The organism is Methylobacterium sp. C1, from assembly GCF_001854385.1.
GTDB lineage: Bacteria > Pseudomonadota > Alphaproteobacteria > Rhizobiales > Beijerinckiaceae > Methylobacterium > Methylobacterium radiotolerans.
The window spans coordinates 2,097,254-2,116,354 of sequence record NZ_CP017640.1 but is presented as its reverse complement, the minus strand read 5'-3'; the positions used below and the strand labels follow the sequence as shown (position 1 = coordinate 2,116,354).

At 72.0% G+C, this 19,101-nt stretch carries 18 protein-coding genes; 10 read left to right on the top strand and 8 right to left on the bottom strand.

Annotated features, from left to right (window positions below; translation table 11 throughout):
* From BKE41_RS09740 to BKE41_RS09725, 4 genes are read left to right on the top strand one after another with little or no spacing between them, the layout of a single operon-like run.
* Positions 1-1,206, top strand: coding sequence for a MotB family protein (locus BKE41_RS09740; protein ID WP_063110215.1), 1,206 nt, complete (start codon positions 1-3; stop codon positions 1,204-1,206).
* Positions 1,203-2,450 carry a chemotaxis protein gene (locus BKE41_RS09735; RefSeq protein WP_012318661.1) on the top strand — a complete coding sequence of 416 codons (1,248 nt, stop codon included), beginning with the start codon at positions 1,203-1,205 and terminating at the stop codon, positions 2,448-2,450. Before BKE41_RS09740 ends, BKE41_RS09735 begins: the two co-directional genes overlap by 4 nt.
* Positions 2,447-3,904 (top strand): flagellar hook-length control protein FliK, encoded by a 1,458-nt coding sequence (locus tag BKE41_RS09730; RefSeq protein WP_070999257.1) that lies wholly within the window; start codon positions 2,447-2,449, stop codon positions 3,902-3,904. The genes BKE41_RS09735 and BKE41_RS09730 overlap by 4 nt, the downstream gene beginning before the upstream one ends.
* Entirely contained in the window at positions 3,864-4,409 is a 546-nt protein-coding gene (locus BKE41_RS09725) for a transglycosylase SLT domain-containing protein (protein ID WP_012318659.1), read from the top strand. The genes BKE41_RS09730 and BKE41_RS09725 overlap by 41 nt, the downstream gene beginning before the upstream one ends.
* A gap of 276 nt (positions 4,410-4,685) precedes the next feature.
* On the opposite strand, the gene BKE41_RS09720 is transcribed toward BKE41_RS09725, so the two are convergent.
* Together BKE41_RS09720 and BKE41_RS09715 are read right to left on the bottom strand one after the other, a co-directional pair.
* Positions 4,686-5,093, bottom strand: coding sequence for a hypothetical protein (locus tag BKE41_RS09720; protein WP_012318657.1), 408 nt, complete (start codon positions 5,091-5,093; stop codon positions 4,686-4,688).
* A 198-nt stretch (positions 5,094-5,291) separates the two neighbouring features.
* On the bottom strand, positions 5,292-5,483 hold the full coding sequence (locus BKE41_RS09715; protein WP_012318656.1) for a hypothetical protein: 192 nt from the start codon (positions 5,481-5,483) through the stop codon (positions 5,292-5,294).
* An 87-nt stretch (positions 5,484-5,570) separates the two neighbouring features.
* On the opposite strand from BKE41_RS09715, the gene BKE41_RS09710 reads away from it, so the two are divergent.
* Complete coding sequence (locus tag BKE41_RS09710) at positions 5,571-5,867, top strand: hypothetical protein (RefSeq protein ID WP_070999255.1); 297 nt, start codon at positions 5,571-5,573, stop codon at positions 5,865-5,867.
* A gap of 54 nt (positions 5,868-5,921) precedes the next feature.
* Here BKE41_RS09710 and BKE41_RS09705 read toward each other — a convergent pair whose 3' ends face one another.
* Together BKE41_RS09705 and BKE41_RS09700 are read right to left on the bottom strand one after the other, a co-directional pair.
* Positions 5,922-6,548: a cell wall hydrolase gene (locus tag BKE41_RS09705; RefSeq protein ID WP_012318654.1), complete on the bottom strand. Its 627-nt coding sequence runs from the start codon at positions 6,546-6,548 to the stop codon at positions 5,922-5,924.
* A gap of 135 nt (positions 6,549-6,683) precedes the next feature.
* Positions 6,684-7,010: a multidrug efflux SMR transporter gene (locus BKE41_RS09700; protein ID WP_012318653.1), complete on the bottom strand. Its 327-nt coding sequence runs from the start codon at positions 7,008-7,010 to the stop codon at positions 6,684-6,686.
* A 337-nt stretch (positions 7,011-7,347) separates the two neighbouring features.
* Between BKE41_RS09700 and BKE41_RS09695 the strand changes: the two genes are divergently transcribed.
* Positions 7,348-8,580 (top strand): serine hydrolase, encoded by a 1,233-nt coding sequence (locus BKE41_RS09695; RefSeq protein ID WP_070999253.1) that lies wholly within the window; start codon positions 7,348-7,350, stop codon positions 8,578-8,580.
* Positions 8,581-8,630: 50 nt separating this feature from the next.
* On the opposite strand, the gene BKE41_RS09690 is transcribed toward BKE41_RS09695, so the two are convergent.
* Positions 8,631-10,052 carry a DUF4105 domain-containing protein gene (locus BKE41_RS09690; protein ID WP_012318651.1) on the bottom strand — a complete coding sequence of 474 codons (1,422 nt, stop codon included), beginning with the start codon at positions 10,050-10,052 and terminating at the stop codon, positions 8,631-8,633.
* 616 nt (positions 10,053-10,668) lie between these two features.
* Between BKE41_RS09690 and BKE41_RS09685 the strand changes: the two genes are divergently transcribed.
* Positions 10,669-11,097: a MucR family transcriptional regulator gene (locus BKE41_RS09685; protein ID WP_012318650.1), complete on the top strand. Its 429-nt coding sequence runs from the start codon at positions 10,669-10,671 to the stop codon at positions 11,095-11,097.
* 213 nt (positions 11,098-11,310) lie between these two features.
* Here BKE41_RS09685 and BKE41_RS09680 read toward each other — a convergent pair whose 3' ends face one another.
* On the bottom strand, positions 11,311-12,264 hold the full coding sequence (locus tag BKE41_RS09680) for a PAS domain-containing protein (RefSeq protein ID WP_245295938.1): 954 nt from the start codon (positions 12,262-12,264) through the stop codon (positions 11,311-11,313).
* Between the two features lie 758 nt (positions 12,265-13,022).
* Here BKE41_RS09680 and BKE41_RS09675 point away from each other — a divergent pair.
* Together BKE41_RS09675 and BKE41_RS09670 are read left to right on the top strand one after the other, a co-directional pair.
* On the top strand, positions 13,023-13,958 hold the full coding sequence (locus BKE41_RS09675; RefSeq protein ID WP_070999249.1) for a sugar kinase: 936 nt from the start codon (positions 13,023-13,025) through the stop codon (positions 13,956-13,958).
* 119 nt (positions 13,959-14,077) lie between these two features.
* Entirely contained in the window at positions 14,078-14,866 is a 789-nt protein-coding gene (locus BKE41_RS09670) for a DUF502 domain-containing protein (protein ID WP_234742093.1), read from the top strand.
* A gap of 131 nt (positions 14,867-14,997) precedes the next feature.
* On the opposite strand, the gene BKE41_RS09665 is transcribed toward BKE41_RS09670, so the two are convergent.
* A complete protein-coding gene (locus tag BKE41_RS09665) occupies positions 14,998-15,321 on the bottom strand; it encodes a hypothetical protein (protein ID WP_012318646.1) in 324 nt (107 codons plus the stop codon).
* Positions 15,322-15,618: 297 nt separating this feature from the next.
* Complete coding sequence (recG, locus tag BKE41_RS09660; protein WP_024830419.1) at positions 15,619-17,832, bottom strand: ATP-dependent DNA helicase RecG; 2,214 nt, start codon at positions 17,830-17,832, stop codon at positions 15,619-15,621.
* 98 nt (positions 17,833-17,930) lie between these two features.
* Here recG and BKE41_RS09655 point away from each other — a divergent pair, with 98 nt between their 5' ends.
* Positions 17,931-18,815 (top strand): alpha/beta hydrolase, encoded by an 885-nt coding sequence (locus tag BKE41_RS09655; RefSeq protein WP_024830420.1) that lies wholly within the window; start codon positions 17,931-17,933, stop codon positions 18,813-18,815.
* The last annotated feature ends 286 nt before the right edge of the window (positions 18,816-19,101 follow it).

Sequence of the window (19,101 nt, the reverse complement as noted above, 5' to 3'; positions counted from 1 at the left end):
ATGGCCAACAATCCGCCCGAGATCATCGTCGTCCGCCGGGCCTCCGACGAGGACGACGGACACCACGGCGGTGTCTGGAAGATCGCGTTCGCCGACTTCATGACGACCCTGATGGCGCTCTTCCTGGTCCTGTGGCTGATCAAGGCCACGAACGACGAGACGAAGACCAGCATCGCGAACTACTTCAATCCGATCAGCCTGTCGGAGCCCCTGCCGCTCCGGAAGGGCGTGAACGATCCCCAGCCGGCCTCGAACGATCCGAACGCCGGCAGCAAGGCGGGTGAGCCGGGCGGGACCGCGGACATGCGCGACAAGGGCACCCCCCTGCCGCCGGGATCGGTGCCTCGGGAACGGGAGCTGTTCCAGGACCCCTATTCCGTGCTGGCCAAGCTCGCCGCGGAGGTCGAGCCCGGCAAGCCTCAGAGCGCCGCGATCGGCGATCTCGGCGCGGCGGGACGGCGCGGCGGGGACGCGGCGCGCGATCCGTTCGACCCGCTCTATTGGGAGGTGGACGTCCTCGCGCCCGCGAGGGCCGAGCGAACCGCGCAGGACGGGATCACCCCCCCGCCGCGCCAGGCAAGGCCCGACGCGCGCGGCGCCGAAGCCGCGGGCCGGGAGGGCGAGGCGAAGCCGGCGGGACCGACGCCCGTGGATGCCAGACCGCCGGCGGACAGGGACGGGGAGGTCCGGGCCGAGGGGCCTCCGGTGAACGGGCCGTCCCAGGCCTCCGGGCAGGGCGTGGCGAGCGCGGCGGCGCTGAAGGCGGAGATCGCCAAGATCTTCCCGCCCCCGGCGCCCGGCACGTCCGGCCCCCGCGTCGAGGTGCAGGGGACGCCGGAGGGGCTCCTGATCAACGTCACGGACGATCTCAACTTCAGCATGTTCGCGGTGGGCTCGGCCGAACCCCGGCCGGAGACGGTCCGCGCGATGGAGCGCCTCGCCAAGGCCCTCGCCGCGCGACCGGGCCGGATCGTCGTCCGCGGCCATACCGACAGCCGCCCCTTCCGCTCGGAGGTCTACGACAATTGGCGCCTCTCCACCGCGCGCGCCCACATGGCGTCGTACATGCTCACCCGGGCCGGGATCGACGAAGCGCGGATCTGGCGCGTCGAGGGCGCCGCGGACCGGATGCCGCGCAACGCCGCGGATCCGAAGGCTCCGGAGAACCGCCGGATCGAGATCCTCCTGCAGGGCTCTCCAGGATGAGCGTTTCCCGGATCGGCCGGATCGTCGCGGCCGCACTCGGCCTGCTCATCGCGGGGTCAGCCGGCCCCGTCGCCGCGGAGCCGGAGCCCGGCCCCCCGGCCGGCCCGGCCGCAGAGCCGCGGGCGCTGACCGGCGATCCGGTGCAGTGGGTGCGGACGCTCCAGTTGCTGCAGGACCGGGTCGCCGCCGGCTCCCTGGCCGCCCACGAGAGCCAGCCGCTCCTGATCGCCCGCATCAACGCGGATCTCCTGGCCGCCCCGCCCGAGATCTGGGGCCGCCGGAACAATCTCCGGTCCGCGATCACGTTCGCCCTGAGCGGCGGCGGTCCGGCGGTCCTGCGACGGCTGACGGCGCGGGACGGCCTCGGTGAGCCCGAAGCGACGCTCGCGCGCGGCGCGCTCGCCTATCTCGAGGGACGGGAGGCCGAGGCGAGGCGCCTGCTCCAGGATGTCGACACGACGGATCTGCCGCCGACGCTGGCGGGCGCCGTCGGCCTGACGCAGGCGTCGCTCGCCGTGACCGACCAGCCGGCCCGGGCGATCGGCCTGCTCGATCGCGTCCGGGTGCTGCTGCCGGGAACCCTGGCCGAGGAGGGCGCCCTGCGCCGCGAGATCTTCACCCTCGGTCAGATCGGCGACCTGAAGACGTTCGAGGCGCTGGCGATCCAGTACCTGCGCCGCTTCCCGCACTCGGTCTACGCGGGCAATTTCCGGCAGCGACTGGCCTATCAGTTGACGCAGTTCGATATCGGCCACGACGAGGGGCGCTTCGGGACCCTCAACAGGATCCTGAGCGAACTCCGGCCCGAGAGCCGGCGCGACCTGTATCTCCTGGTCGCCCAGACGGCGATCCAGGCCGGCAAGACGGCCGCGGCGCTTCGCGCCAGCGAGAAGGCTCTCGCACTCTGCGCCCCCGGAAGCGCGGAGGCGACCCAGGGCCAGCTCTACCGGGCGGCCGCCGAGATCGTGAACCTGGCGACGTTCCAGTCCGGTCTGCGAACGCTGCGGTCCCTGGACAGGGCCAAGCTCACGGCCCGCGACCAGCTCCTCCTCGAGACGGCCCTGTCGACGGCCGGGGCGATCGGACGCGGGCTCGCCGGCCGGTCCGGCCTGCCGGAGGCCGACAGCCTTTCGAAGCCGGCGCGGGCCGCGCGGGATCCCGCCGACGGGCCCGCGAGCCTGATCCCGAAGGCGCAGGCCACGATCGACCGGATCGATCTGATGCTCAGCAAGGCGACCCCGTGAACACGATCTCCGCCGCGGTCCAGAAACCCGCTCCCAGACCCGACCGGGACGTCGCACCGTCCCCGTATCCGGCGGGCGCCCTTCAGACCCTCCCGGATCCGGGGACGCAGAGCGCCTTCGATCTGGTAATGCGCGCCGCCTCGGGGCGTGCGACCGGGTCCCGCGCCGAGACCGACGCGGGCGAGGCGGGCGAACCGGACGGCGCGACCGGGGAGGACTCGAGGGCCGAGGCAGGGGCATCACCCGGGACGCCGCAGCCTCCGGTCGATCCCGGCACCGCCGCCGCGGTGCTCGCCGAGATCCTGAGCACCGCCGTCCTGTCGACCGCTCCGGACGCTCCCCCGGGACCTGGGACCGATGCCCCGGGACCGGCCCCATCCGCCGCATCTCCCGCGGACCCCGACGCGGTCCCGGAGTTCACCCGGGTGGGGAACGGCCAGGCGGCCGGCCCGGGCAGCCTCCTCCAGGGCAGCCCCCCGAAGGTCGAGGTGCTCGACCGGGCGGTTCACTTCAGGCCCGTCCTCCCCGGTGCCGTCCGGCGCGCCCCCGCGGCCCCGGCCCCGGCAACGGTCCCGTTACCGGCCGCGGCGGACGCGCAGCTTCACCCCGGCCGCCCCGGATCGGCGGAGCCGGCCGCCGCCGCGCCCCGGACGGCGCGGATCGCGCTGGCCGACAAGGTCGCCGCCGCGGCGCCGAAGGCGATCGCGGCCCTCAAGGCCGATCCCGATCCCCGTCGCGGCGATGCGGTGACCCGCACCGCCGCGACGGGGATCGATGGGCCGGGGGACCCCGCGGCGCGCGAGGACAACCGTCCCCGCTCCGGCATCGCCGGGATTCTCCTCGCCTCGACCGGCCGCCAGGGGCCACCGAGCGGCCCCGTCCAGGGCGCGGGCAACGGGTCCGGGTCCGATCCGGGCCAACCCGCCGCCGCCCTGCCCACGATCGCGGCGGCCATCAAGGAGGAGATCGAGCGCGCGGCCGCGGCCGGGCCGGAGGGCCGCGTCAGCGCCGATCCGGCGATCCCCGCGGCTCCGGACGGGCCGCTGCGGGTTCTCAAGATCCAGCTTCGGCCGGAGAACCTCGGGATCGTCACGGTGGAATTGCGGCTCACCGACGGTCAGCTCGAGACCCATCTGCGCGCCTCGCGTCCCGAGACGGCGGCGATGCTGCATCGGGATTCGGCGATCCTCGCCGAACTGCTCAAGCAGGCCCATTACCGGGCCGAGATCACCGTCGGGCCGGTTCGCCCGACCGATGCCGGGTCTTCCGCAGGCGGATCGTCGTCACAGGGCCAACCCGCCTTCACCGACGGCGGTGCCCGGCCGGGCCACGGCGAGGACGGGCAGCGGCAGGCAGAGCGGCAGCGGGCGGAGCAGCGGCCGGCGATCAGCAGACGCGACGGGGAGCGGACGGATGAGACGGTACGTCCTCGCGACGGCGGCGTTTATCTGTAGCGCCGCCCCGGTCGCCGGGAACGTGTGCGAGGCCGAGATGGGCCGTGCCTCGGCCCGTTACGGCGTGCCCCTCGGCGTGCTCTACGCTGTCGGCCTGACGGAGACCGGCAAGCGCGGCTCCCTCCAGCCCTACGCCATGAACATCGAAGGGGCGGCCTATTTCGCGACCGGGCCCCAGGACGTGCTCGCCCACTTCACCGCGGCGCGCCGCCGGGGCGCGCGCCTGATCGATCTCGGCTGCATGCAGATCAACCACCACTATCACGGCGGCAAGTTCGCCTCGGTCGAGGCCATGATCGACCCGCGCGCGAACGTGGACTACGCGACGCAATTCCTCCGGGATCTGAAGCAGCGGGAGGGCAGCTGGACGATGGCCGTGGCGCGCTATCATGCCGGCCCGCACAACAACGCGGCGCAGAAGATCTACATCTGCCGGGTCGTGGCGAACATGGTCGCGACGGGTTTCGGCCAGTGGACGCCGGCCGCGGCGCATTTCTGCCGGTGATCGTCCAGGCCGGGCGCAGAATGCGGACCGGGGCGGGGCCAGGGAACCAATCGGAGGACCGGGGCCTTTCGGCACAGGCCCCGTCACCGGCCGGTCAGCGGACGGGGACGGCCGTCCCCGTCCGCTGACCGGCCTGGAGGAGCCGCATGTCCGACGCCTCAGACCCACCGGAGGGACCGCCCGGGAAAACGGTGCTGCTGGTCGTCCTCACCCTCACGGCCGTTGCCGCCGCCGCCTACGTCCTGATCCACATGGACTAGGTCGGCGGCGACGCCCCTACAGGGTCCGGCAATTCCCGTAACTGACCTTGACGTCGTTGCGGTCCTCGGGATTGAGCTGCGCCTCGACGAAGTTCATCTTGTTGAGATCGATCAGCAGGAAGTAGACGCCGTTCTGACACTTGATCGCGTTGCGCGGGGTGCGCTCGTTCAGCCGCGGCGAGGCCGTCTGGCACTCGTAGTAGTCGGAACGTCCGGCCGAGATCACGGTCAGCAGGCCGCCGCTGGAGACCAGCGAGAATGTCCGGGCCTTGTGGGGCTGCGGTGTCGCCCCTTCGGGTGCGGCGGCATCGAGACCGGTCGACGCCTCCACCGTACACGTCATCGGACGGCGCAGCTGGGAGACCGAGGGCGTGATGCTCAGCAGGAGGAGCGCACCAGCGAGTGCTACCCGTTTGGCGATCATCGGCGATGGATCCGTGATTCGTGGGTAGTTTCTACCCAGAAGCTAGGCCGTTATCCATCGTTGTAAATGCCGCCGGATCGGATCGATGGGCCGATCAACAGATTTGCCGCCCGCTCCATTGCACTGCCCGAAGGATTACGGATCAGGCCGGTTCAACCGTCGGGACCCGGTCCCACCGGAACGCCGGCGAAGCGGGTTCTAATCCTCCCGGACGTCCGGATTGTCGTTGGCGGCCGGGTCGGCGTCGCGCCGCGCCGCGATCTCCGTACCGATGTCCATGAGCAGCAACCGGGACAGGAGCTTCATCGTCGCCGTGCCGTGCGCGGCCACGAGTTGATGGGCCAGGATGGTCGCCTCCACCATGCGGTCAAAACCGTCGTCGTCGGACATGGCGGTGCAGTAACCTGGTTGAATGCCGAGCATACAACTTAAAGGTAAGGATCCGGTTCGACCGTCCGCGCAGAAACAGGATTCTCCATGATCCCGACCGTCCAGGCCGACGCGCTGCTGGGGAGACTGGCCGAGGCCCTGGGGCGCCCGGTCGAGATCTTCTTCACCGGGTGCGGGGACGCATCCGGGGACACATCCGGGGACACATCCGGGGACACATCCGGGGACGCGTCCCCGGAATGCGACGCGCTGCCGACGCTGGAGCTGCTCCGTCTGTGGGCTGCGCTGCGGGAGCCGGTGAGCCGGCAGCGGGTGCTGGCCGCCGCCCGGCAGGAGGCCCGAACCCTGCGGGCGGGCCGCGCCGAGGATGCCGCGGCCGGCTGACCGGCGCTCGCCGCCGGGATCCCGCGACGCGGCGAGCGACGCGGGCCGCCGCGATCAAGGGCTCGCGGCCGGCGGCGCGGGTACGGCCGCGAAGGTCAGGGCGGTCGCGGGAAGGGCAGGCGTGGCCGGCTTATCCTGCTGCGCGGGCTTGTCCTGCTTCTCCAGCTTGGCCGTCCGCCTGTCGCGCTTCTCGTAGAAGGCGTTGCCGCCGGCGACGGCCACGTAGTGCATGTTCGTGTAGGGGAAGTGGTGGCCCGCGGTGTGGAAGAACATCGCCTTCCCGACCTTCGGGTGCCGCTCGCCGGCCAGGACGGCGTCGGCGGCGTCGGCGACCTTCTGGAGATCCTTCTCCTGCATCGGCTTGGTGAGGACGCCCGGCGCGAACTGTCCCGGCTGCCCGACCACCGCGCAGATGCCGCCCGGGAAGATCGCGTTCTCGAGCCGGTTCATGACCACCGTGCCGACGGCGACCAGCCCGTCGCTGTCGCTCCGGTTCGACTCGAAGTACATGGCGCGGCCGAGACAATCGCGCTCGGCGTCGCTGACGACCATCGGCGGCTTGCGGTCGGGGATCGATCCCGTCGTGAGCACCGGCGAGGCGGTGTTGCAGGCCCCCAGGCCCCCGGCCGCCGCCAGAACGATCAGTGCAGGACCGACCTTCGTCCTCTCGCTACCCTGCATGCATCCGCGCTCCGTGCTCCTCCAGCCTGACCCGCCGGGCGGTGTTCCGCTCCGACCGGACGAAGGCCAAGCTTGACGGCACGTTCGCGGCGAGGATGTGGCGAGAGTGTCCCGTTTCGGGACCGGCCCGGAGCCTCAGTGCTGGCCCTGGCCGGCGGCCAGGATGGTCACGCCCACGGCGATCACCCCGATGCCCACCAGCATCGTCGGGTTGATCGCCTCACCGTACAGCCACGCGCCGCCGACCGCCGCGCCGATCATGCCGATCCCCGACCAGATCGCGTAGACGACACCGATCGGCAGCATGTCCATGCTGGTCGACATCAGCCACAGGGCGGTGCCGTATCCGAGGGCCACGATCACCGTCGGCCCGGGGCGGGTGAGGCCCTCGGCGGCCTTGAGCGCCAGGGTGGCGGTCACCTCCGCGCCGATGGCGAGCCCGAGGATCAGGTACGGATTCATGGCACGGCGGACTTTCGGGCTGCGCGGGCTGGGTGAGTCGGGCGGTCGCGGCGTGTAGAACCAGGTTCGCGTCGGACGCCCGAGCGGACGGGGCGGCGCCGGGCCGGCCCGGATCCGCGTCGAAACGGCCGCGGGACGTCGGCGGCCGCCGGAGACAAGGCCACAGATCCGTGAACATTTCCGAACCGGCCCTCCGCCGCCGCGCCGGCGACCGGCCGGCCCCGTGCCAGGGCCGGTTGGGGCTTTCGTTAATGCCTCCTGATCATGGTGACCGCGCGCCGTCCCGCCCCGGGGCCGGCCGCGCGACCGCGACGATCCAGAGCGACACAGACCCAGCATGACCGCGTCCATGGCGATCCCGGATTCCCCGGCCCGCACACGCCGGGGCCGCCGCTGGGGCGCGATCACGGCAGCGGGCGGCGCGGCCGTCGTCGGCTGCGCCTGGACCGCCGCCGCGCTGATCAACGTCCCCGACCCCGTCACCCTGGCGGCGCTCGCGGTCATCGAGCCGTCGTCGGTGGGCACGTGGTTCCCGAGCCGGATCGTCCAGGCCCCGGCCCGGGCGAGCGACCTGCCGGTGCGGCCGCGCCCGATCCTCGACCGCGTCCCCTGGAAGGGGAAGACGGTCCCGCTGATGACGGTGCTGGGCGCGACCCACACCAACGCGTTCCTGGTGCTGCAGGACGGCGTCCTGATCCACGAATGGCAGCGCGCGGGCACCGGACCGGAGACGCTGTTTCCCTCGTGGTCGGTGGCGAAGTCCGTCGTCTCGCTGCTGGTCGGCGCCGCGGTGGCGCGGGGCCAGCTCGCCGAGGCCGACCGGGTCTCCACGCTCCTGCCCGAGTTGCGGAACGGCGCGGTGTTCGGTCAGATCACCGTGCGCAACCTCCTCGACATGGCGAGCGGGATCGCGGTGCCGGAGAACTACGATCCCCGGCACCCCCTGACCGGCACCGCCGGGATGTACCTGACGCGCGACCTCACGGCCTTCGTGCGCGACAACGCCCACCTGGCCTTCAAGCCCGGCACCAAGGGCCGCTACCGCAGCATCGACACCGAGCTGCTCGGCCTGATCCTCGCCCGGGTCGAGGGCAAGCCGCTGGCCGACATCCTCTCGGAGCGGATCTGGAAGCCGATGGGCGCCCAGGCCGACGCCACCTGGAACCTCGACCGGCCCGGCGGCATCGAGAAGGCGTTCTGCTGCATCAACGCGACGGCCCGCGACTTCGCCCGCCTCGGCCTGCTGGTGGCCGACCAGGGCCGGTCGGGCGAACACCGCATCATCCCGGGCCGCTGGATCGAGCGGATCATGACCCCGGCCCGGCGCGACGTCGACGGCTGGCAGTACTCGGCCCAGTGGTGGCACGCGCCGGGGGGCGAGGACGACGACATCTCGGCGATCGGCGTCTACGGCCAGTACATCTACGTCAATCGCGCGACCGGCACGGTGATCGTGAAGCTCAGCGACCACGGCGCCGAGCAGGACGAGGTCGACACGCTGGCGGTGATGCAGGCCATCGCGGGCGATCTCGCCGCCGGTCGCCCCGCCGCCGCCCGCAAGGACCCGTGAAGGACCCGTGAGCGGCGGGGGCCGCGGCCCGAGTCCCGACCGGGCCGCGCTCAGGCCTCTGTCGGACCGGCCCCCGGCACGGAGGATCGCCGGGCGATCGGGCTCAGGGACGCGAGGTCCCGCGCCCGCCAGTTGCGCAGGAGCCGCCAGCCGACCCGCTTCCAGGCGATCGACGGCACCGGCGAGGCCGGATCCACGAGGGCGCTCAGCGCCCGCGTGTAGTCGAGGACGAGACCCGGGGTCCAGGTCATGGACCGCGCCCCGTTGCGCAGGAAGGCCGCGGCCCAGAATTCCGGCGTGGTCAGCGCCGCCGCGAGCTGCCGCCAGGGATGGCCGCCGCGGCTGAACGCGCCCTCCACGGCGATGTCCAGCGCCCGCGCCACCGTGGTCGAGCAGTTGCGGCTGATGAAGTTGTAGGTGGTGTCGCGGCTGTACTGCGCCCAGAACGCCCGCAGCCGGGCGGCGTCGATGCCGTTCAGCGTCACCGCCACCGTGGCCGGGCACCAATCCGCCACCTCCGCGGCGTGCGAGGGCAGGAAGCGCCCGGGCACGTCGTTCTCCGGGCCCGCGCGCAGGCTCGAGCGCAGGTTGGCGGGGGAGCGGTCGATCTCCACGGCGGGGTAGTGGCTGACGTAGAGGTCGTCGCCCTGCTGCAGGGCCGCGTGGCCGGTGGAGAACCGCCCGGCCTTGTCGACGGAGGCGACGTAGCGCCGGATCAGCCGCTGGCCGGCCGGGGTGGTCGCCTGCCCGGTGGGCGTCCAGACATAGACCGTCAGGCTGCCGGGCTCGGTCGCGCCGGCGCCGGTCGCGGCGGCGGCCGGCTCGGCGGTGCCCAGGCGCCGGGTGCGCAGCCCGACCAGCGCGAGGTTGGCGCCGTTCAGGATCAGGAACATGCCGATGCAGTAGCCCACCGTGCCGGCGTACCAGGTCGGCCAGGGCTGGAGATGGAACAGGCCGAAGGCGATGCTGAGGCCGCCCAAGGCGACCGACATCCGCCAGCCGGCGAATTTCAGCAGGCCGGCGATCGTGATCCGGACGAGGCCGTCGACCACGAAGGCGACGCCGAAGATCATGGCGAGCAGGAAGGTGCTGTGCCGCGTGGCCATCATGATCAGCACGGCCATGACCGACAGCAGCGCGCCCTTGGCGAGGCGCAGGCGGCGCGCGGCGCCGACCGCGGACGCGCCGACGACGAGGGCGCTCACGCCCTCGGCCAGGAGGATCAGGCCGAACCACCGGTCCGGGACGTGGAGCGCGCCGTCGAGGGAATCGACCACTACCAGGAGGCCGAGCAACGACCACAGCAGGCCGGTGGCGACGATCAGGTGCCAGTGGCGGCGGACCGCGGCCCGGCCGACGAGCAGCATCCAGAGGGGCGCCATCCGGCCGCCGACCGCGTCCGCGGCGCCCGGTCCGGGCGCTTCGAGCGCGGAGAGCGCGCGCGGGATTGAGGTCGCACAGGGTCCGGACATAGGGGTCGCCCTCGAAAGCGCGCGTCGACGAGCCTCTCGCACGGATGCCGCCGTGCCGTCACGGCCGGAGAGAGGCTCCCGACACGCGAGCGTTTCGCGAAGCGCCCGGGGCGCACGATCCACGCCTTGCCTGAGAACTTTGTTAATCGCGGCCTGCTCCGGGCGCCAGCGCCCGCGGATAACCGCGACGGGGCCCGGAATCCCGCCGCGCGCCGCCCGACCGAGGGTCGGCAGGACCGCGACCCCATCGACCCGTAACGGGGCCACATCGGTGATCGGTCCCTGTCTCCGCCCCTGATTCGCGCCCCTGCAGCCTGTCATCGTGCGGCCGTTCGAAGTCATCGCCGACAGCCTGCCGGACCGGATGCCGAAACTGCGCAGAGTTTGCGACAGGCCGCGCGCGCAGCAACCTCATGTTGCCACACAAGAACAGAAAATGTTCAAAGAACATCCTAAGATAAACCGTAGACAAAATAGTCAGTTTTTGTATAGTTACGCGCCAATGTTGGCAGACTCGAAGCAGTTTGGTGCATGCTTGGGCGGTAAAAGCTGATCAAGCCTCCAGCTTTATCGATGCACCGTTTTCCATGCCTCGACTCTCGGTACTGGGGGATCCATGAACACCATCGATTTGAACGAAAAGACCTCGGACCCGAACACAGACCTGATCAAGTGCACGGCATCACTGGTTGCGGCCTACGTGTCCCGGAATGCGGTGGGCGTGGGAGACCTGCCGGTTCTGATCGACCAAGTGCACACGGCGATATCGGTCCTGCAGGGCGGCGGTTCGGGATCCGGTCCGGGCTGGACCGGCCCGACGGCGGCGCAGATCGAGGCCTCGATCCAGCAGGACGGCCTGATCAGCTTCATCGACGGCCGGTCCTACAAGACCCTGAAGCGCCACCTCACCGCGCACGGCCTCACGCCGGAGCGGTACCGGGCGAAGTACGGCCTGCCGGCCGACTACCCGATGGTGGCACCGGGCTACGCCGCCAAGCGTTCGGAGATCGCCAAGGCGATCCAGCTCGGCCACAAGGCGGCCTGAGGAAGCCGGGCCGGCCCGCACCGCCCTGGATCGGCGGCCCCGTCCGGGCCGCCGCGCGACGCGGGCGCGGGATGCCCGACGGCGGATCGCCCGATCCGCCGGTCCCGGTCTCCGCGCCGGAAGTGGGGGTCCCTCCGGGCCAGCGCGGAGACCGTCCTTGGCCCGGCAGGGCAGGGCGGATCCCGCGGAGCGCCCGTCGGCCGCGCGGGCCGCTCAGACCCGGGCGACCGCCACGGTCCCGTCGTCCATGGGAATGAAGCGGACGCCCGCCCGGCGCAGCGCCTCGACCGCGTGCAGGCGGGACCGGCTTCCCCGATGCTCGCTGTCCTCCTCCAGACGCCGCACCGTCGAATGCGACAGGCCGCTAGCCTGGGCGAGATCCATCATCGACCAGTCGAGGAGAGCCCGCGCGGCCCGCAGGTGGTGACCGGTCACGGAATGCGCCAGCCCCTCGTGCAGGCCGACCAGGGGCGGCGCGTGGTTGCGGACGGGGTACTTGAGCCCGCAGCGGCCCAGATAGGTCCCGTCCGGATCCCAGACCGGCATCGTGAGGATCCGGAAGTGCCAGAGCTCGCCGTTGGCGAGGCGCTCGTGGGCCGCTCCCTGGAAGAACGCCCGCCGCTCGATCTGCTCCTCGGCCGCCGCCCGGAAGGCCTCGCGCTCCTCCGGAACGATCAGGAGATACGGCTCGGCGCAGATCTCCTCCAGCGGGAGCCCGTGGACCTGGGCCACGGCGAACGGGATGTCCCGGACCCGGTCGAGCCCCATCGAGAAGGTCGTGATATGCTCGGTGAGGTAGAGCGCGCTCTGCCGGCGGCGCTCCTCCTGCCGCAGACGCGCCAGCTGCTCGCGGTCGCTCACGTCGAGCGCCGTGCCGTTGAGGGCGACGGGCCGCCCTTCCGCCGAGACGCGCACCTCCATCGTCAGCGAGAGGGTGCGCACCGTGCCGTTCGTCCGGATCACCCGGACGATGACCTCGCGCGGGACGTGCCCCTGCCGGATGTCGGCCAGCGCCGGCATCAGGTGCCGGTCCTCCGGATGGATCAGGCTCAGCAACAGGTCGTAGCGCGCCTTCGCGGCGTTCGGAACGAGCCCGAGCAGCCGGTAGAACCCGGGCGACCAGACCTGCTCCTCGCCCGCGAAGATCCAGCTCCAGGCACCGCTCACGCCTCGGCTTTCCGTGAGAGTCAGGAACTCTCCCGACGAGAAAGTCAGGGCGCTTAAAGCAGTGTGGAACATCTCGGCACCGATCGAACCGTATCACCGTTTCCGCCACTCGGCCATGAGAATTTTTCCAGCATAAAAATTCAAAATTCAGCCGATATCTCTTACGATCAAGTCCAGATCCTCGTCGATCGGACGTGAGATAGCCGCACGACATCTTTCGAGGACGTACGCGCCGACGCGATCTGTTGCCGAGTTCGCGAATCTGCCGCTGCCGCGCTGTGGACCGAAGCTCCTGAGATCCTCGACCGGCCCCGCCCCGCGGCGCGTTCGGCACACACCGCCATGACAGCAACGCGACGGTCTCCGGGTCGGCCACGACCGTTCTCGCGGCGGCCGTTCTCGGCTACATGGTGTTTCGAAAGTGTGATTTTCCGTTCCGGCTTTGAATCTATCTCCGAGAAACGCGCCGCAGGAGGCGGCTAACTTGTAAATTTCTAAAATTTGAGAATTCAATACGATTTGCATGGCGGATTATCGACATAAATACTTAAACGAATTTTCGAATTGCGATATTTAATTCCATAACACAGCGGAAATATGCCATGAACATCGATCGGGCGGGCGGGCGCGCGGTTCGCAGATCGTCGAGCTCCGGAAGCCGGGCGCGCGACAGGACCGGCGAGACCGGGGCCTGTGGACGATTGACAGGTCGGTCCGAACAATGCGGGGAGACGGGGTCGCGCACCGGGAGGAACCGCATGAGGGTCGCCTGCATCGGCGAGTGCATGGTCGAACTGTCCGAACGCCCGGACGGGAATCTGGTCCGGGGCTTCGGCGGCGACACGCTGAACACCGCGCTCTATCTCGCGCGCCTCGGCGTCGCGGTGGATTACGTGACGGCGCTCGGCGACGACATCTGGAGCGACGAGATGGCGGCGGCCTGGGGCCGCGAGGGCATCGGCCTCGAGCGGGTCCGGCGCCTGCAGGGCCGGATGCCGGGCCTCTACATCATCCGCACGGATGCCGACGGCGAGCGCAGCTTCCACTACTGGCGCGACCGGGCCGCGGCCCGCGACCTCTTCACCGAGCCGGGCGCCGCCGAGACGGAGGCGGAGCTGGAGCGCTACGACCTCGTCTACCTGTCGGGCATCAGCCTCTCGCTCTACGGCGAGACCGGGCGCGCCGCCCTGTTCGAGACCCTGGCGCGCCTGCGGGACCGGGGCGGCCGGGTCGCCTTCGACACCAATTACCGCCCCCGCGGCTGGCCCGACCGGGACGAGGCCTGGGCGGCCTTCCGCGCGGCCCTGGCTCTGGCCGACGTGATCTTCGCCTCGGCGGAGGACCTGGACTGGCTCTTCGGCGCGGCGGGCGAGGACGAGGTGCTGCGCCACCGCGGCCGGGCCGAGATCGTGCTCAAGACCTCGGGCGCATCAGGCCCCGTCGCCCGGGTGCTGCACGGCCCGGCCGACACCGCCGTGCCGGCCGGGCGCGCCGGGCGGGTCGTCGACACGACGGCGGCGGGCGACAGCTTCGCGGCGGGCTACCTCGCGGCGCGCATCGCCGGGCTGGCGCCGGAAGCCGCCGCCGCCGAGGCGCACCGCCTGGCCGGGGCGGTGATCGGACATCGCGGCGCCGTGATTCCCCGGGACGCGATGCCGGCCCCGGCCGCCCGGCCGCCCGGCCCGGGCGCCTGAGGCCGTCCGGGCCGCCCTTGAGGCGGACAAGCGCAACCGCTACCTCTCTGCCAGCGGGGGACGGCCCCCGCAGCGTCATCGCCGCCCGTGGCGCGGCCGAGAGGGCACCCGTGGCGCCGATTCCCCCGCCGATCCAGGTTCCCGAGCCCGACGCCGCCGCGGCGGGCGGCGGCGCCCCGAAGACGCGGGTCAGCGCGCGCGGCCGGCTGCGCACCTATTTCCTCACCGGCATCATCGTCGCCGGCCCGCTGGCCATCACCGCCTACATCACGTGGTGGTTCATCGCGCTGATCGACTCGTTCGTGAAGCCGCTGGTGCCGGCGAGCTACCTGCCGGACCATTACCTGCCGTTCTCGATCCCGGGCCTCGGCCTCGTGATCGCGTTCCTGGCGGTGACGCTGCTGGGCTTCCTCACGGCGAACCTCGTCGGACGCTCGGTGATCGAGTTCGGCGAGGTGCTGCTGGCGCGGACTCCCGTGATCTCCGGCCTCTACAAGGGCCTGCGGCAGATCTTCGAGACGCTGTTCTCGGCCAACGGCACCTCGTTCCGCACGGTGGGGCTCGTGGAGTTCCCCGTGAAGGGCACGTGGTCGGTGGTGTTCCTGTCCGCCCCGGCGGCTCACGAGGTCGAGGGGGCGCTGCGGGCCCGGGGGGCGCCGGCGGACGACCTCGTCGGCGTCTTCCTGCCCTGCGCGCCCAATCCGACGACGGGCTTCTTCTTCTACCTGCCGCGCGCGGAGGTGGTGGAACTCGCCATCAGCGTCGACGACGCCGCCAAGCTGGTGATGTCGGCCGGGGTGATCCAGCCGGAGGACCCGCAGGGCCGCCTCAACGCCATGGCGGCCACCCTTCGGACGGCCCAGCAGGCCGGCGGTCCGGTGCCCCGGCGGGAGCCGCAGGACGCCTGAGGGCCGGGCTCGGAGCGCTCCATCGTCGCTCGCGACGCGCGGCCGGCCGCCCGGCAGCGGAGACCGACCACGAGAAAGGGCCGCCCCGCTCGCGCGGGACGGCCCCGGATGTTCAGGCTGCCTGAGCGGCTTCAGCGCTGCAGCGAGGCCGTCTGCGGCGCGATGGTCGGCGGCGTCGCCTGCGCGACCGTCACGGCGCTGCGGGGCGCCGTCGGGCCCCAGCCGGACGCGCATTGCAGGGTGAGGGCCAGCCCGAGGGCGATGCAGAGCCCGTTGGCGGCCAGCCAGAAGGGCCGGGACGCCCGGCGCACGGCGGCCTGCAGCTCGTCCGCGGTCTTGCCCGCCGCCTCGGCAGCGCGATCCGAGATCGGCAGGAGCCAGGGCTCGGTCGGCAGGGCGTGGGCACCGGCCATCTCGTGGGAGCCCGGCAGGCCTTGGAACAGTCCGTTCGACATGTCCGTCCTCCAGATTCGTCCGTGATGTCCCGGCTTACCGGGCCATTCGTTCATCTCCAGTTAAGGGAAGAATATGGCTGATGCAAGGTCACGAGGCCTGTCCGGCGCCTCCCGGACCGCCCGCCGAGCGCCGCCAAGCTTCGGCGCGATCTCGCCAAGCGTCTGAAAAAGCTCGTCTTTTCGGAACGCCTGTGACATTGCCGCATCGGAGTACGGATCCGGTCGCGCGGCGACGATTCCGGATCCGGCCGTTCAGGAAGGCCGGGCTTTCCTGAACGAAACCGTTCAGGAAGCCGTTCATCCGGCCCCGATCAGCCGGATCGCGGCCTCCCGCTCGAACAGGTAGAGCAGCACCCGCAGGGCCTGCCCCCGCGGGCTCCTGAGGCCGGGATCGCGCTCCACGATCAGCCGCGCGTCGTCGCGGGCCGCCTCCAGCAGGGCGGCGTCGCTCTCCAGCCGCGCCAGCCGGAACGCCGCCAGGCCGGATTGCCGGGTGCCGAGCACCTCGCCCTCGCCGCGCAGCTTCAGGTCGGCCTCGGCGATGCGGAAGCCGTCCTCGCTCGCGCGCATCATCTCCAGCCGGGCCCGGGACACCTGCCCGAGGGGGCCCCGGTAGAGCAGCAGGCACGAGGAGGCCTTCGAGCCGCGCCCGACCCGGCCGCGGAGCTGGTGCAGCTGCGCCAGCCCGAACCGCTCCGCGTGCTCGATCACCATGATGGTGGCTTCGGGCACGTCGACCCCGACCTCCACCACCGTGGTCGAGACCAGGAGCTTGGTCTCTCCGGCGGCGAACCGGGCCATGGCGGCATCCTTCTCGGGCCCCGGCATCTTGCCGTGGATCAGCCCGACCGCGTCGCCGAAGTGCTTCCGCAGGTCGTCGAAGCGCTCCGCGGCGGCCGCGAGGTCGACGAACTCCGATTCCTCCACCAGGGGGCAGATCCAGTAGACCCGCTCGCCGCCGGCGATCGCCCGGGCGAGGCCGGCCACGACCTCGTCGATCCGCTCAGTCGGCAGCGTGATCGTGCGGATCGGCTGCCGGCCGGCGGGCTTCTCGTCGAGGATCGAGACGTCCATGTCGCCGAAGAAGGTCAGCGCCAGGGTGCGGGGAATCGGCGTGGCGGTCATGACCAGGAAGTCCACCGCCTCGCCCTTGGCGCCGAGCGCCAGGCGCTGGTGGACGCCGAACCGGTGCTGCTCGTCGACGACCGCGAGGCCGAGGTCGCGGAACGCCACGGCCTCCTGGAACAGGGCGTGGGTGCCGACCAGGATGTCGATCTCGCCCGCGGCGAGGTCGGCGAGCGTGCTCTTGCGCTCCGCGGCCCGGTCGCGGCCGGTCATCAGGCGCAGGCGCAGGGGACCGGCCAGCGGTTTCAGCCGCTCGAAATGCTGGCGGGCCAGGATCTCGGTGGGCGCCATCAGGGCGGCCTGACGCCCGGCCTCGACCGCCGAGGCCATGGCGAGCAAGGCCACCGCGGTCTTGCCCGAGCCGACATCGCCCTGGAGCAGGCGCAGCATCCGCCGGGGCGCCGCGAGGTCGGCGCGGATCTCCGCGACCGCCCGGGCCTGGGCGCCGGTCAGCGCGAAGGGGAGGGCGGCCTGGAGGCGGGCGCTCAGGGCCCCGTCGCCGGCATTGACGCGGCCGGCCTTGCGCCGCTGGCGGGCGCGCAGCAGGGCGAGCGCCAACTGCGAGGCGAGGAGCTCGTCGTAGGCCAGCCGCTTCCGGGACGGCGTCGCGGGCGGCGGCTGGAGGGGGTCCTCGGCCTTCGGGGGCGCCTCCTCGGGGCGGTGCTCGAGGCGGAGCGCGTCCGCGAAGGCCGGCAGGCGGTTCCGCTCCAGCCAGGCCGGGTCCTGCCATTCCGGCAGGATCGGCAGCCGGTCGAGGGCCACCACCGCGAGCTTGTTGATCGCCCGGGACGTCAGCCCCTCGGTGGCACCGTAGACCGGCTCGACGGCGGGCAGCTCGGCGAGCCCCGCCTCGTCCACGATCCGGGACGGGTGGACCATCTGGCGGGTGCCGTCCCAGAGGTCGATCCGGCCGGTGATGTAGCGGTGCGCCCCGAGCGGCAGCATCTTCTCCACCCGGGCGCGGGGCATGCCGAAGAAGACCAGCGAGATGTCGCCGGAGGCATCCTCCACCAGCACCCGGTGCGGGCGCCGGCCGGCGCCGACCTGGGCCGGGCGGTGCGCCACCACGGTGACGCCGATCGTCACCGGCTCGCCGGTGGGGGCCTCGCTGATCGAGCCCATCAGCTTCCGCGCCACGCCGCCCTGGGGCAGGTGGAACAGCAGGTCCACGACCCGGGCCTCGCGCTCGGGGGTCCCGAGCAGCCTCTCGATGAGCGGCGCCATCTTCGGCCCGATCCCCGGCAGGGCGCGGGCCGGCGCGAAGAGCGGATCGAGGATGCTCGGCCGCAGAGTCGGGGCGACGGCAGGCGCGGGGGCGGCCTCCGCCGCCTCGGCCGCGTCGGAATCCTTCAAGGCCGGGTCCTGAGTCGGGCGTGCATCTGTCATGGCGGTTCGGCGGACATGGTGCCGGAGGCGCCTTATCATCCGGTGCATCCCGGCGCGCCAGTGCGGCAGGATGGAGACCGAACCCGGAGACCGATCCCATGGCCCGCGACTTCCTGCCGGGATTCGACCGGCACCGGATCGAGACCGCGCCCGGCGTGACGATCAACGCCCGCTCGGCCGGATCCGGGCCGCCGGTGCTGCTGCTGCACGGCCATCCCCAGACCCTGTCGACGTGGCTCCACGTCGCGCCGCGCCTCGCGGAGCGGCACGCCGTGGTGGCGATGGACCTGCGCGGCTACGGCGATTCGTCGAAGCCCCCCGGGGGCGAGCGCCACGCCAACTACGCCAAGCGCGCCATGGCGGCGGACGCGGCGGCCCTGATGCGGGCGCTCGGGCACGAACGCTTCGCCGTCGTCGGGCATGACCGCGGCGGCCGCGTCGCCCACCGCCTCGCCCTCGACCACAGCCGGGCGGTGGAGCGGATCGCCGTGTTCGACATCGCGCCCACCGCGACCATGTACGCGCGCACCGACAAGGATTTCGCCACCCGCTATTTCTGGTGGTTCTTCTTCATCCAGCCCCATCCCCTGCCGGAGACGCTGATCGGGGCCGATCCGGAATATTTCCTGCGCCACCACGTCGACGGCCAGTCCAAGACCCCCGGCTCGACCCCGCCGGAACTCTTCGCCGAGTACCTGCGCTGCTACGCCGACCCGGCCTGCCGCCACGCGATCTGCGAGGATTACCGGGCCGCCGCCGGGATCGACCTGGAGCACGACGCGGCCGATGCCGAGGCCCGGATCACCGCGCCGCTGCTGGCGCTCTGGGGCGCGAAGGGCGTGGTCGGCCGGACCTACGACGTGCTGGAGACGTGGCGCGAGAAGGCGACCGACGTCTCGGGCCGGGCGCTGGATTGCGGCCACACCCTCCAAGAGGAGCGGCCGGACGCGGTTCTCTCGGAGTTGGCGGCGTTCCTGCGCTGAGCCGGCCGCCGGCCCGGAACAGATCGACCGCGCTGTCGTAGCCCGCGTCGCAGATCCGGCCGCGCGCCGGGAACAGACCGGCGGCGATCAGCCGGTCGTAGCGGGCGCGGCGACGCGCCTCCGGGATGCGGCGCTGTGGCCTGCGCGGAGCGGGCTTGGCAGACATACCCGAAAGCTCAGATACGGGCACGTGCCGCGCGGACGCGACGCGACGGCCCTGTCCCGGGCCTCCGGCGAGCGTGGTCGGGCGAGCGTGGTCGGGTCGGCACGGGAACGAGCGGAGATC